The following is a 16,369-nucleotide window of genomic DNA, read 5'->3' as shown; positions in this document are numbered from 1 at the left end:
ACCCCTCACTATGGCGGTACCCGATGGCTATAGCGTCGATGACTTCACGGTGATCTAAGCAGCCAACGACACACCTGTCGAGTGGGTCATACCGTGACTATCTCAGCCAAGGGGAGAGCCTCCTTTACCAAGTACTGTGGAACCTGCGCATTGCGGCATCGCTGTACCCGTTCCAAATGAGGACGAGTCATGACCTTTGGCCCGAATCATGTCTATGCCAGGGTTCAACGTGAGAATTGGAAGGATGCCGAGACCAGAGCCCAGTACCAAGCGATTCGTCTAGGCGTACAACGGATCCATGCCCAGATGAAACGCAAGCTCAATGGTGCAAAGCTCTGCTACCGGGGATTCATCAAGAACAGAAGGCACTATCTCCTCCTTGGAACGGTCTGAAACTTGAAAGTCCTTCTTCACAACAACCTCACGAGAGAGTACGGGAACTGGGTGATTGTGAGTTAAGACCACTCCTCCTCCCTCACCTCTCCCAACAGAGAGATACGGAGGACTACAAAGTAAGGGGCCAGGAACCAGACAGCACCAATCGGAGCCCGTTGCCTAAGCAGAGGTGGTGAGGATGCGGGTAGTTCAGCAGGGTCCTAACAACGTGTGGTAATTGGCGTCATGAGCTGCGGTCGTACTATAGTAACGTTGAGCTCCACAACCCTCGAGACCTGCAAAGGCTGTGTACTGACAAAATGCCCACTTCACCACCGTAGAAGTTATAAGGGCTTGACGGGCCTCCTGGTTGAGGTATGTACAGCTCCAAGATCAGACCAGCGATCGAGAAGTACCTAAAGATCGGTATAGCCACCTAGAGCTGGAACTCGTAGCTTGGCCCGTCACGCCGGAGGCCGTGTTCTACCTGTTGCAGTTGTGTGTTGATAGTACGAGCGAAGTACTGTTCGTATCCAGCTTTGCCAAACACCTGTTCATGCTGTTCTTTGGGGAGAAAGCGCGCCATCTGGGTACGATACGCCATCCCACCGGCAATGGTGGGAATGTCCTTGATAGCCCTTTCGAGCAACTGCGGATAGATATAAGACAGTCCCTAGTCGTCAATTTTTTGTGTCACCAGCTCGGTTTCGAGGTGCGCTCCTTGGGATAACAGCCAAGCGATATCCCAGATATCCCGATACCTAATACGGGAGGGAGTGGGCTCCACGGTGCTGCCATTTAATCGGGAGATGGACATGGGCAGGGCGATCAGTTTGTCCGCCAAGATTTCATCACCGGTTTCGACTGCCACGAGCGTAGGATATCTGCCAATCAAAACTGAGTAGTTAATGCGCAGTGGCAGAATATCGCGAGTGTGGGCTGGGACATTGGCGATCTCCAACTTGATCTTCTGCATAGGCAGATCCGGACGCCCAGGATTAGTGTGGATAATCACAGTCCACTTGTCGACGTGGATTTTTCCTCCACCAGAGAATGCTTTGGGTTCTTTGACGGTGACTTCCAGACCGAAGCGTTGCCCGATTTGCGTGACGATGCAATCCTTGATCGTGTCCATGTTCTTAGCATCAAATGAAATGCCCCCAGCAAAGTCCAGATCCTCGCTGAATCGGTTGGAACCGTAACAGAGTCGCAACGCCGTGCCCCCTTGAAAAACTAGAGATTTAAGTAAGCCTGCCTCGTCTAGGGCAGAGAAGAGCTCATAGTGCAGTAGCTCTTTCTCGACCACAGGGCGCATAAATCCCAATCCGCCCTGTCCCGCCATAGCCATATCCACGTAGCGGGCGAAGTCCTCGCTAGTCATCTACTACCTCCTCCCAATCCACTAGATCTAGATTTCGTCCCACTCGGCGCAAATCCTGGACGGCTGCCACCTTTGTAGCGATGCGTAAGGGGCGTCCGTTCACGACTAAGGTTCGTTCCAGGAGATCCGGGAGGGATCTGCTTGTATGGGTGAACTCGATAGTGCCGAAAGGAGTATGGTGAAGTCCTTTGGCACCTGTCGTCATCACTGTAAGTCGATCCACGGGGATCTGTGAGATGACCCCGTACTCAGACAATATGCTCTCCAGTGATACGTAATTAAAGTCGTTAGGGCGCAGAGCTTTAGCAATATCTTCAATGAGCCAACCGCGGTGTCGGGGGATAGCTAGAGCGAAGACGTAGACACCTCGAGCGGCACGTACCAGAAGTTGGTCTTGGCGCATACGTTCCAGACTTTTTTCCATAGTCTTCCCATTCTCCTCTGGAAAGACCTTTTCTAAGTCCCTTTTGGTGAAGACGATGATCCCACGCTGTTCCAAAGGGGACAGGCGGTTCAGAAGAGCTAAACGGTTCATATAGTTATATGTTATACAGACACGTAGGGTTTCTCCACATATATAGAACCCGGACTTTCCTTTCATCGTCGAGAACTCGTGAATCTGAACGATGAGTAATGGTTTACTTTAGAAATATCGAGAGGAGGTGACGTTAGGTGCCTAAGGACACAAATACTACCAAGTATCTCCTAAGCGTTGAGGAGGCTGCCATCTTGTTGGGTATTGATCGCTCAACAGCGTATCGTTCGATAACAGATGGAACCTTCCCTGTAAGGGTTCTTACGATCGGCAGGAGGAAGAAGGTCTCAAGAGCCGCCCTCATGCGTGTACTGAACGGAGAGACGCCGGCGGTTGCTAGTTAGATATCTTCATCTCTTTGAACCAAGACAGATGCAAGGTACCTAGCAGCTCTTTGGTCCTCGGCAGAGATAGCATCTATATAGTGTCTTGCCATCATGGAGTTGGACCATCCAAGGCGAGCCTGTTTCTGTCGATCAGAGATGATGGGATCTAAACCTAGATGCACCAAGCACCTGATCCATCTCTGCTTCTAGCATCTCTTGTAGGACCTGTTGGATAATATTTCTTAGCAGATCTCCATCTTGAGTAAGTATCTCTTTTACTGACTCGATAAGTGCTTTAGTATTGTTTGTGGTGGTCATGGTCTACCTCCTTGAGGTTCTGGTTTCTAATAATTCCTAGATACCATGGCCACCACTAGCAAATCAATTCACTCGTGGAATTTGCACAACTATCGGGACACAACCCCTGGGAAGCATTCCGTGCCCCGATCACCTGGCAGAACCCTCTGCGAGGAAGCCGCACTTGGCAGCAGGAGTAAGCCAAGCGTTCCTCTGTCGAGCGCAGCTACTCGATGCTGAAGAATCCCGACCTCATCCAGCTGAAGAACAAGGCCATCAGGCTACGGGGCAGAACGAAGTTTGGGATCGTCGTCGCTCTCGCCTGCGCAGCCGTCAACCTGCACCTTTCGAGCCTCGCAGCCACTGCAGAAGGCCCGTCAACACCACGCGCCGCCTGAGAGCCGTTCAACCACCACCCTGGTCTGCAAAGAACGGCGCATCGCGCTCGCGACCGAGTAGGAAGGCACCAAGGGGAGCCACCCGGCAACGGCGGCTCCCCTTCTCACGTAGCAAGCCTCCTGTGCCTGCCTCACGGCTACGAAACTCGCAACCGGAATTCAGGAAACTCGCAACAGGCTCTCGTTACGAACAGCCGCTTGTTGTGCCACAACTGGAACACACATAGCAAGAACCTGATCTTTGCATCACATTGCCACACTCAAAGCAATAAGGGGCATCCCTCTGCTCTGACCTGCTTATGAGTGCGGTTTGACTTTGTTCTACTTGGGTAGCAGACGTTTTGGACACATCCTCCTTACCATAAGGCGGAGCGGTTTCTCGCTCATTTTTCACCATCTCTTCAGTCGGAAACAGTGTGAGCTGAGATCTCTCTTCGGTGGTCAGAATCGACAGGTCTTGTCTCTCTTCAAGAGGAAGGTAGTCCACCGCCAAGCGTCTGAATATGTAGTCCACAAGTGAGCTGGCGATGCGGAGATCAGGATCGTCTGTGATGCCAGCTGGTTCAAATCGCATATTGGTGAACTTTCTGACAAAGGTCGAAAGGGGCACTCCGTGCTGGAGTCCTAGGCTCACCGAGATCGAGAATGCATCCATAATGCCAGCAAGAGTCGAACCCTGCTTTGACACCTTCATGAAGACCTCTCCCGGTCTGCCGTCCTCGTACTCGCCTACGGTTACATAACCTTCACAGTCTGCCACCTGAAACGCAAAGGTGGAAGATCTTCTCTTCCGAGGAAGTCGCTCCCGAATCGGTTGTTTTACAACCACGGTCTGAATCTTGAGAGCTTGTTCGAGCTCTTCAATCTTTCTTTCAAGTTCAGTCAGTTCAGTCACTTGAGCGGGTTCCTCAGACTTTTTATCCGAGCTCTTGGCTGTCGACAACGGCTGGGCAACCTTGCAGTTATCACGGTAGATCGCTACTGCTTTGACACCCATGCGCCAAGCATCGATGTAAAGCTGCTCGATGTCTTCAACCGTTGCCTCCTCCGGCAAATTTACTGTCTTTGAGATCGCTCCCGAGATGAAGGGTTGGACCGCTGCCATCATTTTTATGTGCCCCAAGTGATGAATGACGTTATCGCCCATCGAACACGCAAAGACCGGCAGATGCTCGTCTTTCAACCTTGGTGCACCCACGATCGTCTTGTGCTGATCTATATAGTTAACTATGTCTTCTATCTCATCACCGGAGTAACCAAGAGCATCAAGAGCACGAGGCACAGTTTGATTTACAAAGGCCATTGTGCCACCGCCAACTAGCTTCTTGTACTTCACTAGTCCAAGATCTGGTTCAACCCCCGTCGTGTCACAGTCCATGAGTAGACCGATGGTTCCGGTCGGAGCTAGAACACTAGCTTGTGAGTTGCGAACTCCAAATGTCTCGCATCCAGCTACAGCCCTATCCCAACTCTCCCTAGCCGACTGAATTAGCGCCGCAGGTACCAAAGAAGCATCGATTGCATCAAGAGCACTCCTATGCATCGAGAGCACGTTCTTCATGGCGTCACTGTTGTTCTCATACTCTGAGAATGCCCCCATCCTCGCAGCCATCTCCGCCGATGTCGCATAAGCCGTTCCGGTCATAAGCGCTGTAATGGCACCAGCCCAGGCTCTACCTTCATCTGAGTCATAAGCCAAGCCTTGCGCCATGAGCAAAGCTCCCAAGTTGGCGTAGCCTATGCCGAGCTGTCGGAATCGCCTTGAATTTGCACCTATCACCTCGGTCGGATAGTCAGCGTTGCCCACCAAAATCTCTTGGGCCAAAAAGACGACCTTGACAGAGTGCATAAACCCCTCAACATCGAAGCTGTGATCATCATTTAGGTACTTAAGCAGGTTGAAGCTAGCGAGATTGCAAGAGCTGTTGTCCACATGCATGTACTCCGAGCATGGGTTAGAACCGTTGATCCGTCCCCAGTTAGGAGCAGTATGCCACCTGTTGATCGTGGTATCGTACTGTATACCTGGATCTGCACACTCCCATGCAGCCTGCGCTATCTCACGCATGAGTTCACGGGCTTTGACTCGTTTGACCACAGAACCATCGGTTACGGCCTTGAGTTCCCAATCTCCATCTTCTTCGACAGCACGCATGAAGTCATCGGTAACCCTCACTGAGTTGTTGGCGTTTTGATACTGAAGAGAGAACGAATCCTTACCATCAAGATCCATATCAAAACCAGCGTCTCTAAGCACTCTGGCTTTGCGCTCCTCTTGTGCCTTGCACCAGATGAACTCTTCTACGTCAGGATGGTCGACATTCAAGATCACCATCTTTGCTGCTCTTCTAGTCTTTCCACCTGACTTGATCGTACCGGCTGAGGCATCCGCACCTCGCATGAACGACACTGGACCCGATGCTGTGCCACCACCTTGAAGCAGCTCTTTAGAGGACCTGATCTTTGAGAGATTGACACCCGCACCAGATCCACCTTTGAAGATAATCCCCTCTTCCCGGTACCAGTTCAGAATCGAGTTCATATCGTCGTCAACGGAGAGGATAAAACATGCTGAGGCCTGTTGAGGAACCCCCTTCACTCCTATGTTGAACCACACCGGTGAGTTGAAGGCAGCGCGTTGGTGAATAAGGAGGTACTTGAGCTCGTGCCTGAAACTTTCTTTTTGTTCGTCGTCTACGAAGTATCCGTCCTTGGCTCCCCATTCGGTGATGGTGTCCACTATCCTGTCGACAACCTCTTTTAGAGAACTTTCTCTTTCCTTCGTTCCAGGTGTACCCCGAAAGTACTTCTGTGCCAATATGTTTGTCGCATTTAGTGACCATGTACTAGGTACTTCAACACCAAGCTGCTCAAAGGCAACTTTGCCGTCTCTGTAGTTAGTTATCCTCGAATCTCTACGCTCCCACACGACGCTGTCATAGGGATTTTCCCCTTCCTTCGTGAAGAAACGGCTGAAACTTACTGTCAATCTCTCAGGGGCGATAGCCACCGGTGCCTCCAAAGCTAAGTTTGTATTATCACTCTGGGCGTTTGTATGTTCACATTTACGCCGATTAACCACTACTGGTAGTGTGGTACCTTGCACTACCCACGAGATATTGTATCTCAGTAGAAATTACAAAGGTGTCACTATCATAGAGATTTCGAAAATATTGTTAAAGCGATTCCATAAGTGCAGTTGCTACTCTATATGAAGTTGGTTTTTGTAAAATATTCAATTAGTTCACGATAGCTACAAAAAGAGAGCCCTATAGAGATGTCGTCCCCTTTGCCCGTAAGCACCGAGGCTCGCTTAGGTACCGATCCGATCGATAGAGAAACCCTTGCTGAATTCATGTCTGATAATCCCAAAGCTCTTGAAGAGGTATCGGTCTTAGTGCTGATTCCGGCCTACAACGAAGAACGGAACATCGCCAAGGTAGCCAGTGTCATCTCCTCGTCCATAGGTGACCTAAAGGCCCAGACCGTAGTAGTCTCGGACGGATCAACGGACAACACCGTCGAGATGGCGAAGGAAGCCGGACTACTAGTCTGTGCCGCTCCGATCAACCGAGGACAAGGAGCGGCCCTAAAGCTCGGTTACAAGGTCGCCTGTCTGAATAATATTCCAATAGTAGCGGTAGTAGACGCCGATGGACAGTGGAACCCTTCCGACCTTGAGCTGATGGTAAAGATGGTGCGAGACAAAAGTTCGGACTTTGTCCAAGGTTCCAGGGTTCTGGGCCATTCAGAGGTTGGTGACCCTATAAGAGATCTAGGTGTAAAGGTCTTTGCCCGTCTTATCTCGTTTCTAACCAAGTACCCAGTCACAGACACCTCATCTGGTATCAGAGTCTTAAGGACCGAACTGCTCGATCGGATCCGTCTCGAGGAGCCTCAGTATCAGTCTTCAGAGCTTCTCATATCTGCAATCTACGCAGGAGCAACCGTAACTGAGCATCCGGTCGTTATGTCAAAACGACACACCGGAAAGTCGAAGAAGGGTAACAATCTGAAGTACGGATTGAACTACGCACGAGTTGTCTTTTCAACATGGATAAGAGAGCGCTTCGTAGTTCGTGGCTAAGACAATCAGTACACCCTCACGGGTACTTTCGTCACCTCTTGTCTGGATATTCACAGTTGATCTTGCTATCTACCTGATACCCTTAGCGCTCGGCGACCCTCTCATATATGGGGACAACCTCAACCAAAACCTTCCCCTTCGGGCCATGGCAGGAGCGATCCTAGCAAAAGGTCATCTACCGACCTGGGACAAATTCAACTGGGCGGGCGAGCCTCTCCTAGCTGGATTCAACGCTGGAGTCTTCTTTCCCCTCACATGGCTCTTTATCTTCCTCCCACCCTCTTTAGCTATGAGCCTCAACGTTGCTCTAACCTTTTTCCTAGCCTCAACGGGTGTTTATCTGACGGTACGGCAGCTCGGGGGATCGAAGACTGCCTCTGTTTTGAGTGCACTTGTATTTACCTTCACCGGACAGTTTGCATCCCAGAGCGTCCACATCGACATGATTGAAGGCATTGCTGGTTCGATATGGATGCTGTACTTTGTTTTGCGCTTCTTCAAGCAACAAACCATCTCTTTACGCATGCGAGAGGCGGCTTTCTTCGGCATCTCCTTCTCTTTAGTGGTGCTAGCCGGAGCTCCTGAGGCCATGATCGACGGTCTAATTATGTGCGCTGTGGTGAGCTTCGTTCTTCTCCTTTCAGATAGAGATAAGGCTAGGACCGTAGCCCTATTTGCCACGGCCGGAGTCTTGGCTCTGCTTCTGTCATCGATCCAGTGGATTCCAGGACTACTCTTTGAAGCTCTCTCCAATAGAGCAAAGACTGCTTCCAACTTCTTCGAGGCTGGGCCTTACAGTCCGTACTTCTTACCAACCTTCATATCGCCGTTTCTCTTTGGTAACTACGGCTCGCTGGGTGTCGTTAGCTACTTCTCCAGTTACAACCTCGCAGAGATCTCGACATATCTTCCCCCCATCGTAACCGTTGTTGGTGCTACAACATTGTTCAGCGCCAAGCTGGGCAGCATATCTAACGAGCTTCGCAGAGCCTTCCTGGCTGCATTGGCCGTGGCTGTAGTACTAGCCCTGGGCACCTACCTTCCGCCATTTGAGTTCATCATGGCCCACGTACCTCTTTACAACCTTCAGAGACTTCCATCTAGGAACATGTACGCAGTCGACCTTATTCTGACTCTGTCCTTCGGGGCATCTTTTGACAAACTCGCATCGAAGGCACTCGTGGGAGTACCAATAAAGGTAAAGCCAAGGGTTCTCCTAGCGCTAGTGTCTGTAATCTCGTTACTATCTGCGACCTTGGCTCTAGCCCTTTTGGTTTCGCCTTTGACCTTGTTTCGGGCACTTGACGTTCCCGCCCCTTACCCAGTACAGCTTGGCGGGCTACAAGTCTTGGTAACTGTCGGTGCTACCTTATCGATCATCGCTCTAGTTGCGCTTGTCGTCTCGATCTACACAGACAGGGTAACTCTTGCTAGAGATACCTTTCGAATAGCACTTTTCGTTACTGCGTTTCAAATCATTTCTTACGCAGGACAGACACTGATCGGTCAGATTCCCCAAAGCGGTCCGTATGGAAACCATGCGGAGTTCACGAAATATACACCACACCTACCTGGAGATGAACGGAGCGTGATATTCGACCCTTACCTCTTTTACTACTCAAACCTTCTGAAAGTCGGACTTCCTGACCTTAACTACCTTCAAAGACAGCTCTCAGCCCAAGGGTATGCCTCTTTGGGCATCGCTGGCTACAACAACGTCACTAACTCCAAACTACAGGGCTCAATCAACCCTTACATACTCGACAGCTTTGGAGTTAGGGATCTAAACATAACAAGACTGACCTCCGGCTCGAAGTACTTCTTGTCAAGGCTGCCAAAGCCAAACAATCCGACCAACGGACAGCCGCCGATAACATATGTGGGTTCCAACTTACAAGCGATCGCCAAGACTTCAGGGGAGAAGGAGGAGACTTCAAGTTTCTACCTAGGCTCTCCAACGGTCGTAACTTACGTAGGTATCAAAGTTCCACTGCATACCACCGCATCTTGCATAAAAGGTGCAGAAGCAATCGGAGTATGGGGAACTCAACAACTTAGCCAAAGGGTAGTCGAAGGAGGTTACGTTTTCTTCGAAACTCCCTTTGTTACGCAACCTGCTTACGAAATTAGGCTTCAGACCTGTGGCAAGTTAGAAACAGTAAATGGCTCACCGTACTCAAAAGTGGTGATTGACTCAGGAGAGAACTTGTTTGAACTGAACGGATGGCTATCTCACGTAGTTACTCCGATGCTCTACTCTTATACGCCAGGACCGAACGGGCTATCGATCTTTACCTACCGCCACCCCCACAGAAGTCTCATCATGGCTCCTAAAGGAGCGAGGATCACGTCGGTCAGGCAGAGCCTAGACGGCTCCATCACCTTTGATGCCGTCTCCAAAGCGGCCTTTACAGCGGTCGTAAGCCAAGCATACACATCTGGCTGGAAGGCATATTACTCCTCAGCTGGAAAGATACATACACTGAAGGTAGGACAGTATCGATCACTGCAGACAGTTACAGTTCCACCGGGGGCAACAACGGTGACACTCTCTTACACTCCCCCTGGTCTGACGACCGCAGAGACACTGTTCGGCGTGGGTCTGGCACTTACAGTCGCCTTGTTATTCCTAAGTCTCACTTCACGAGTAGATCGACTCAAACCTACAATGAGTGAAGGAGGAACCCCTTTCCAAACAACTAAAACTTAGATACTCGCCCGAGAAGATATCAAAAATATGAGAGCCTTACGACCAGATACAACCCAACTAAGTCCGAAACAAAGACGGATACATCTATGGAAACTTTCTCAAACCTTAGGTCGAAGATTAACATCTAAGGTCGTAAGTAGGTAACTGCCTTAGACAGTAGAGCTCGAGACAATTGATTTGTCGATGGTGCAGATTTCGATAAGCTTGTTGTCGAAACAGATGATTAGGAGAGAGAACATTTTCGGTGCCCTCCCCTCCTCCTAAGGCAAAGATCGCTCTGGCTACATATCCTTCACCTATTTGCAGCACGAGGGATAACTTATCCCTCGGCGAAGAACCTTCAGGAATTAAGAACCCCTTTGTGACCTAGTCAACCACAAAGGCGGATGAGCTGTCGTCGCCGAAGAGAAACTTGTTCAAGAAAGCAAACTTAGCTACCCAAAGAACTGCAAAGGCTCCGAAGTACGCCGCTGATACAAACAGGACCCTCAGCGTATGAGAGGAACCCACGATGCTCGCATGAGTGTTAGCAAAATCTGCGCTCCAGGTCGAAAACACAAGCCCTAGGATTGCCATAACAAAATAGGGCACTACCTCCCTGCCAAAGGAAGAGGGGCTACGCTTCTGCCAAGCCCAGTTCCGATTCAAGAAGTAGGAGGGAACGGCTCCTATGAGAGTGGCGAGTATCGATGAGCCCCTGGAGCCAAAGAGGTGCAGTATTCCAAAGCTCACGATAAATGCGATCTGCGAGATTACAGCTGATATTCCTGAACCTGCTGCGTATTTGAGCAACCTTTTCCCTAAAACGGAGTTCCAGATCCAATGCAACTTGCCAACACTTTGTGTTATCGTCAAAGAACACCACCAAACTCCAAGGGGCGCAGGCTATTTGGCGCCAACATCTTATCGGTATAAATCTAGTATCCCTGAATAAGCAGTCCCTACTCGGCGGTAACCTTAACGATACCATAACAATTTACCGATACTTCACCTTCAAAGCTACTCCTATCCTGATACGTGACATAAGGGTTACGTTGGGAGTTAACATTGTTAGGTAGAGTCATTGTAACAGGAGGTTCTGGGTTCATCGGGGGCCAGATCGCTAAACACCTCAAGGAAAGAGGAACCTACGTCGTTAACATCGACCAAAACCCTCCCAAAGTCGAGTTCGATGAATACATAAAGGGAAATATAGAAGATGAATCGACTTGGCGGCAGGTGCCCGAGGTCGCCTTTGACGCAATTCTTCACCTAGCGGCAAGAACCTCGGTACTAAAGTCCATAACCGACCCCGTAGACGCCTTCTACTCAAACGTCACCGGTACTTTTCAGGTTCTCGAGTACGCCAGGAAGCGTAACGTACCGGCGGTAGTAAGTGCATCTTCAAACGCTGTCGTTGGCAACTACACCGAAGGCGAGATCACAGAGGCCCTTGGGCTAAATCCTCTAACCCCGTACGGAGCCACCAAGGCAGCAGCCGAGATGTTAGCCTCCGGTTACCACCACTCCTACGACATTGCTACTGCAAACATTCGCCTCACCAACGTGTACGGTCCCTCTATGTGGAACAAAGACTCTATTGTGCCACGTCTGATGCGTTATGCGGTAGGAGAGAGCGACTTCCGCATATACGGCGAAGGAGACCAATTCAGGGACTATGTATACATCGATGACGTCGTTGGAGCCTTCATCAAGCTCGCAGAACAGCGAGTAACTGGGACAGTATCGTTCGGTTTTGGCGTCTCATACACCGTGACCGAGGTGGTAGCTATGGTATCCAAGGTCGTTGGTCGGGAACTGTCCCCACCTCATATACCTCCACAAAAAGGTGAGATGTTGGGAGTAAAGATAAGCCTCGAAAAGGCGGATCGACTTGGTCTGAAGGCCTCAGTTTCCCTAGAGGAGGGGCTTAGCCGCACCTGGGATGACTTCATAGCCACACGAAAGGTAAAGCGCTAGGACGACGAGTATCGGATCAAGACATCGATCGAGGATCTGAATCAGGACATCGCTACAAGGTCAGCGTAACCTCCAGAGCTCCACATATGATCCTTACCGATCGCCTCCTGCTCAAAACCAGCCGCCTCGTAGCTACGTCTTGCACGCTCATTGTCAGAGTGTACCCACAGAGTAATCTTTCGTAGGTTGTGGATACGAAATGCATAGTCCACCAATACCCCCACGCTGTCGCGTCCATAACCCCTCCCCCAGCAAGATCTATCTCCAAACGTTATCCCAAGTTCGGCGGTTCTGGAGCTGTTAGAAAGATTAAACAGTCCACAGTGACCGATCGCCGTCTCTAGATTATCCTTTGGAGCGGTTGCGAAGTTAAACGCACTGCCTATCTCGTTGAGAGGCTCAAAATACGAAGCTATCTCGGTCCTAGAGCGCAGACGGTGAGGTTCTCCACCCCTTGGAACTTCAATCTCTAGGTCGTTTTGAAACTCCCGGAGACGCTCAAAGTCGCCACTTTCAATCGCACGAGGCACCACCTTTGATCCCCATAGCATCACTTCCACCGAACCTTCCCTTAGCTCAAGTCTCCAAGCTCAAAAGTACCCCCTAAAGTACTCGCCTAAGATCTCTCCACTTACCACTTAGAAACCCACTTCGGCATGAAGAGATAGATAACTTGCACAAGGAACAGGCGGAGACGTCGACTGCACTTAGCTTAGCTCAAGGTTTGAGTCCACTCGATCACAAGATAGCTGTTCCTCCTTCGGCCTCTCCTACGACAGAGGAACAGCTGCTATGTTGAAGTGATGGACTACATCCTTGCACTCGATGCCGGAACCTCATCTGTGCGTGCCGTCGCATTTGACCTTGACGGAAACGTCCTTTACATCTCGCAACGCCCCTTGGACTTTTACTACAACGCTAAAAACGTCTTGTGTCAAGATCCCAAGGTCCTTGTAGATAAGGTTTTGCAATGCATCGACGAGAGCGTTGCGCAGCAGGAGTCAAGTCCATTGGCCGTAGCCATAACTAACCAGCGGGAGTCGTTCGCACTGCTCGATAGACACGGATCGCCGATAACACCTCTTATTTCCTGGCAAGACCGCTCAACTGAAAGGCTTTGCGAGGATCTAAGAGATAAAGGTTTTGAATCGGAGACGCTTCAAAGGACGGGCTTGCCACTAGATCCCTACTTCTCTGGCTCTAAGGTCCTAGCCATGGCAATGGATACAAGAGACCCATTAGATGGATCTCGTTTTGCTACCGTCGACACTATTATATGTAGCGCTCTAACAGGTGGGAAAAGGTTCGTGACCGACCCATCTAATGCTTCGAGAACACTTATGTTCGACACAAGATCTCTAACCTTTTCTCCTGAATTGCTGGAGCTATTTCATGCCACTTCACTGTCTATGCCTGAGGTTGTTTCATCTTTCCCTATGGACATATCGATCTCCGGTGACGTTCTTCCCTCTATCGACGGCGTCCCTATCGCTGCCATATTAGGAGATCAACAGGCATCGCTCATCGGGCAATCTGCGACTGGATCGCGAAGAGGAAAGATTACCTATGGAACCGGAGCGTTTGCGATGATCAGCACCGGAGCTTCAAGAGTTGTTCCACCTTCTCGGGGAGTTTTAGGAACTATCGCCTACTCGGGCGAGTCTTTGGGTACATGCTACGCACTGGAAGGAGCGTCGTTCTCCGCAGGGTCTGTCCTAACCTGGCTGAAAGAAAACGCTGGTCTTATAGAGAACTACGACGAGATCGACACCATGGGAAAGCCATCTTTTTCAGCCGGTTCGCCGGTGTTCATACCGGCCTTTGATGGAATTGGATCACCTCATATGGTATCGAACACCCAGGCGGCGATCTTTGGACTATCTCACTCCACAACAAGAAAGGATATCGTGCTCTCTGTCGTAGAAGGCGTGGTGAACTCGATAACGGAGTTATTAGCCGCCATGAAAGAGTTGGGGGGCGCTGAGATTGAAACGCTAAGAGTGGACGGGGGTCTAACTCGCTCATCTCTTTTATGTCAGCTGCAGGCAGACTCGATAGGAGTTACTCTTCAAAGATCTCAACTACGAGAGTCGACAGCTTACGGTGCGTTCGCCGGAGCCTCCTACTCTTTGGGTCTCGCCTCAGACCTCGATGAAGCCGCTCGGCACAACCAAGTTGATACCGAGTTTCGACCTACGGTGTCAAATACACAGATGAAGCAGCGCTACGGACTGTGGAGCGAACGAGTAAAGCGTACGATCGCGTACGCAACACGACCATAGGCCAAAGATGTCTCATGTATCTGTCATCCCATCCGAAGATAGGAACTAAGAATAGCTGAAAGATACCGGATTTGTTGCCTCTCGGCGTCTCTAAACGCATGGTCCGTCCGCATAAGGACGATCGCTCTTTTACTACCGTTGATAGTCGCACATGTAAGTTCTTTGGGAGCCATTGCCTTTGACGAATCTCCAGTCGCCTCCTCGTAGGTCGCTCCCTTGACGAAGGCTACCAACCACTCAGCCTTTGGGGGTTCGCCCTCGATGCAGACGAAGTGACCGCTTTCGATGTCGATCGCCGCTGTCCACGTTGCATCAAGGGTATCGTGCAAAAACTTAACCAAAGCCTCGGTCTTTTCATCGAAGGAGCGATAGCTCCCAAGCTCGGCGCCAAAACGCAGGGCGATGAGAGCTCCCTCTCCCTCTAACACAGAGGCATCTTTTACATATTCAACAGCGACTCCGTCGACCTCTAAGATCTCTTTGATCATGAGTTCTATCAAAGAGTCAGACTCAAGCTCGACGATAAGATCGTCGACTACCCTACCGCCTCCGCGTTCAAGGATCTCTATTCCAACCAGATCCCCCTTCACAGACCCAATCCTTGAAGCAACTGCACCCAAAGCCCCGGGTCTGTCATCAAGCCATAGTCGCAGGCGAAACCTTTTCAAAGTACCTCCCTGTGCGCAGGTGCTCTCTAAGATCTTTTTAGAACTATCGGCAGATCATACAGCAACGGTAAGAAAGGAGGTACGTCTAGTCGTTAAGCCTGAGTTAAAGATCGGATAGCTCAATGTAGAAAAAACACAGAGCTTCACTAAAGCGCCAGGCGCTTTAGGTTGCGAACAGCCTGCGCAATTCTCTGCTCGTTTTCAATTAGTGCAAACCTCACGTGCCGATCACCGCCAGGGCCAAAGCCAACACCTGGAGATACAGCCACATCAGCTTCGTCGATCATAAAGGAGGCGAACTCTAATGAACTCATATGTTCATAACGCTTCGGTATCTCAGCCCACACAAACATCGTTCCCTTGGGTCTATCGATGTGCCATCCGATCCGGTCCAGTCCGTCACATAAGGCGTCTCGTCTCTGTGTGTAGATCCGTCTTACCTCATCGGGATAGTCCTGTGCCTCTTTCAATGTCACCGTTGCAGCTATCTGAATAGGCTGGAAGGTTCCGTAGTCCAAATAGCTCTTCATCTTTGCTAGTGCTTGACATATCTCGGCGTTGCCTACCATAAATCCAACTCTCCAGCCCGCCATTGAGAAAGACTTGGTGAGGGTGTACAGCTCAACGGCGACGTCCTTTGCACCAGGCACCTGCAAGATAGAGGGGGGCTTCAGCCCATCGAAATAGGTATCGGAGTAAGCAAAGTCGTGCACCAAGACGACGTCTCTCTCTTTTGCAAACTCGACTAGCCTTGTCATCCACGCAAGGTCTACACAGGTGGTAGTAGGGTTATGCGGAAAGGAGACGATCACCACCCTTGGCCTGGGCCAAGAGGCCTCGTAGCTCTCTATTAGTCTGTCAAAAAACTCCTCCTCTGGGGACAGCTCGCCAGATAGAGAGACTCCGAGAGGAACCTGCACCACCTCAGCTCCTGCAAACAGTGGTGCCCATATGTGTATCGGATAACTTGGAGAGGGCACCAGAGCCACATCGCCCGAACCAAGTAGAACCCACATCAGGTGGCTTAGACCCTCCTTAGCACCAATAGTCGCCACAACCTCGGTATCTGGGTCAAGATCGCACCCGTAAAGGGCCTTATATCTATCGGCTATCGCAGCCCTCAGATTCGGAATGCCTCTCGATACCGAGTAACGGTGGTTCCTTGGATTTCTCGCAGCCTCCGCCAGTTTGTCGACCGCCACGTCGGGAGATGGGATGTCGGGGTTGCCGAATCCAAGATCGATAACGTCTCTCCCTAGTCGCCGAGCCTCTCTCTTTTTCCCGTCAACCACAGAAAACACATAAGGGGGAATGGACTCTATCCTGCGAAACTGCACAGACAGATGCTACA

16 protein-coding genes are annotated in these 16,369 nt (G+C 50.5%); 6 read left to right on the top strand and 10 right to left on the bottom strand.

Annotation, left to right across the window (positions count from 1 at the left end; translation table 11 throughout):
- Window positions 1-189: 189 nt before the first annotated feature.
- Window positions 190-393, top strand: coding sequence for a transposase (locus tag BUA24_RS13355; RefSeq protein WP_419187297.1), 204 nt, complete (start codon window positions 190-192; stop codon window positions 391-393).
- Window positions 394-811: 418 nt separating this feature from the next.
- Here the strand turns inward: BUA24_RS13355 and BUA24_RS11880 are convergent, their stop codons facing one another.
- The 3 genes from BUA24_RS11880 to abiEi are packed head-to-tail and all read right to left on the bottom strand — an operon-like array spanning window position 812 to window position 2,291.
- Window positions 812-1,024, bottom strand: coding sequence for a hypothetical protein (locus BUA24_RS11880; protein ID WP_084660222.1), 213 nt, complete (start codon window positions 1,022-1,024; stop codon window positions 812-814).
- A gap of 24 nt (window positions 1,025-1,048) precedes the next feature.
- On the bottom strand, window positions 1,049-1,756 hold the full coding sequence (locus tag BUA24_RS05285) for a nucleotidyl transferase AbiEii/AbiGii toxin family protein (protein WP_084660221.1): 708 nt from the start codon (window positions 1,754-1,756) through the stop codon (window positions 1,049-1,051).
- A complete protein-coding gene (gene abiEi, locus BUA24_RS05280; RefSeq protein ID WP_072789600.1) occupies window positions 1,749-2,291 on the bottom strand; it encodes a type IV toxin-antitoxin system AbiEi family antitoxin in 543 nt (180 codons plus the stop codon). The genes BUA24_RS05285 and abiEi overlap by 8 nt, the downstream gene beginning before the upstream one ends.
- A gap of 137 nt (window positions 2,292-2,428) precedes the next feature.
- On the opposite strand from abiEi, the gene BUA24_RS05275 reads away from it, so the two are divergent.
- Window positions 2,429-2,635, top strand: a complete 207-nt coding sequence (locus tag BUA24_RS05275; protein ID WP_072789596.1) for a helix-turn-helix domain-containing protein — start codon at window positions 2,429-2,431, stop codon at window positions 2,633-2,635.
- Between the two features lie 132 nt (window positions 2,636-2,767).
- Here the strand turns inward: BUA24_RS05275 and BUA24_RS12130 are convergent, their stop codons facing one another.
- From BUA24_RS12130 to BUA24_RS05270, 3 genes are all read right to left on the bottom strand, one after another.
- Window positions 2,768-2,935 carry a transposase gene (locus BUA24_RS12130; protein ID WP_143146398.1) on the bottom strand — a complete coding sequence of 56 codons (168 nt, stop codon included), beginning with the start codon at window positions 2,933-2,935 and terminating at the stop codon, window positions 2,768-2,770.
- A gap of 205 nt (window positions 2,936-3,140) precedes the next feature.
- Window positions 3,141-3,323, bottom strand: a complete 183-nt coding sequence (locus tag BUA24_RS12125) for a hypothetical protein (protein WP_143146397.1) — start codon at window positions 3,321-3,323, stop codon at window positions 3,141-3,143.
- Window positions 3,324-3,496: 173 nt separating this feature from the next.
- The gene (locus tag BUA24_RS05270; RefSeq protein WP_072789594.1) at window positions 3,497-6,322 is read right to left on the bottom strand and encodes a vitamin B12-dependent ribonucleotide reductase; all 2,826 of its coding nucleotides are present in this window, start codon (window positions 6,320-6,322) and stop codon (window positions 3,497-3,499) included.
- A gap of 267 nt (window positions 6,323-6,589) precedes the next feature.
- On the opposite strand from BUA24_RS05270, the gene BUA24_RS05265 reads away from it, so the two are divergent.
- The gene (locus BUA24_RS05265) at window positions 6,590-7,399 is read left to right on the top strand and encodes a glycosyltransferase family 2 protein (protein ID WP_072789592.1); all 810 of its coding nucleotides are present in this window, start codon (window positions 6,590-6,592) and stop codon (window positions 7,397-7,399) included.
- Window positions 7,392-10,109, top strand: coding sequence for a glycosyltransferase family protein (locus tag BUA24_RS05260; protein WP_072789590.1), 2,718 nt, complete (start codon window positions 7,392-7,394; stop codon window positions 10,107-10,109). The genes BUA24_RS05265 and BUA24_RS05260 overlap by 8 nt, the downstream gene beginning before the upstream one ends.
- Window positions 10,110-10,475: 366 nt before the next feature.
- Here the strand turns inward: BUA24_RS05260 and BUA24_RS05255 are convergent, their stop codons facing one another.
- Entirely contained in the window at window positions 10,476-10,964 is a 489-nt protein-coding gene (locus tag BUA24_RS05255; protein WP_084660220.1) for a GtrA family protein, read from the bottom strand.
- Between the two features lie 192 nt (window positions 10,965-11,156).
- Here BUA24_RS05255 and BUA24_RS05250 point away from each other — a divergent pair, with 192 nt between their 5' ends.
- On the top strand, window positions 11,157-12,068 hold the full coding sequence (locus tag BUA24_RS05250; protein WP_072789586.1) for an NAD-dependent epimerase/dehydratase family protein: 912 nt from the start codon (window positions 11,157-11,159) through the stop codon (window positions 12,066-12,068).
- A 41-nt stretch (window positions 12,069-12,109) separates the two neighbouring features.
- Here BUA24_RS05250 and BUA24_RS05245 read toward each other — a convergent pair whose 3' ends face one another.
- Window positions 12,110-12,619 carry a GNAT family N-acetyltransferase gene (locus BUA24_RS05245; RefSeq protein ID WP_143146399.1) on the bottom strand — a complete coding sequence of 170 codons (510 nt, stop codon included), beginning with the start codon at window positions 12,617-12,619 and terminating at the stop codon, window positions 12,110-12,112.
- Window positions 12,620-12,871: 252 nt separating this feature from the next.
- Between BUA24_RS05245 and BUA24_RS05240 the strand changes: the two genes are divergently transcribed.
- A complete protein-coding gene (locus tag BUA24_RS05240) occupies window positions 12,872-14,350 on the top strand; it encodes an FGGY-family carbohydrate kinase (RefSeq protein WP_143146396.1) in 1,479 nt (492 codons plus the stop codon).
- Between the two features lie 23 nt (window positions 14,351-14,373).
- Here the strand turns inward: BUA24_RS05240 and BUA24_RS05235 are convergent, their stop codons facing one another.
- Window positions 14,374-15,018, bottom strand: a complete 645-nt coding sequence (locus BUA24_RS05235) for an ACT domain-containing protein (protein ID WP_072789579.1) — start codon at window positions 15,016-15,018, stop codon at window positions 14,374-14,376.
- Between the two features lie 146 nt (window positions 15,019-15,164).
- Entirely contained in the window at window positions 15,165-16,355 is a 1,191-nt protein-coding gene (locus tag BUA24_RS05230) for an aminotransferase class I/II-fold pyridoxal phosphate-dependent enzyme (RefSeq protein WP_072789576.1), read from the bottom strand.
- Window positions 16,356-16,369: the final 14 nt, after the last annotated feature.

This window comes from Ferrithrix thermotolerans DSM 19514, assembly GCF_900128965.1.
In the GTDB taxonomy this organism is placed as follows: domain Bacteria; phylum Actinomycetota; class Acidimicrobiia; order Acidimicrobiales; family Acidimicrobiaceae; genus Ferrithrix; species Ferrithrix thermotolerans.
This window is presented reverse-complemented; position numbering and strand designations above follow the sequence as displayed.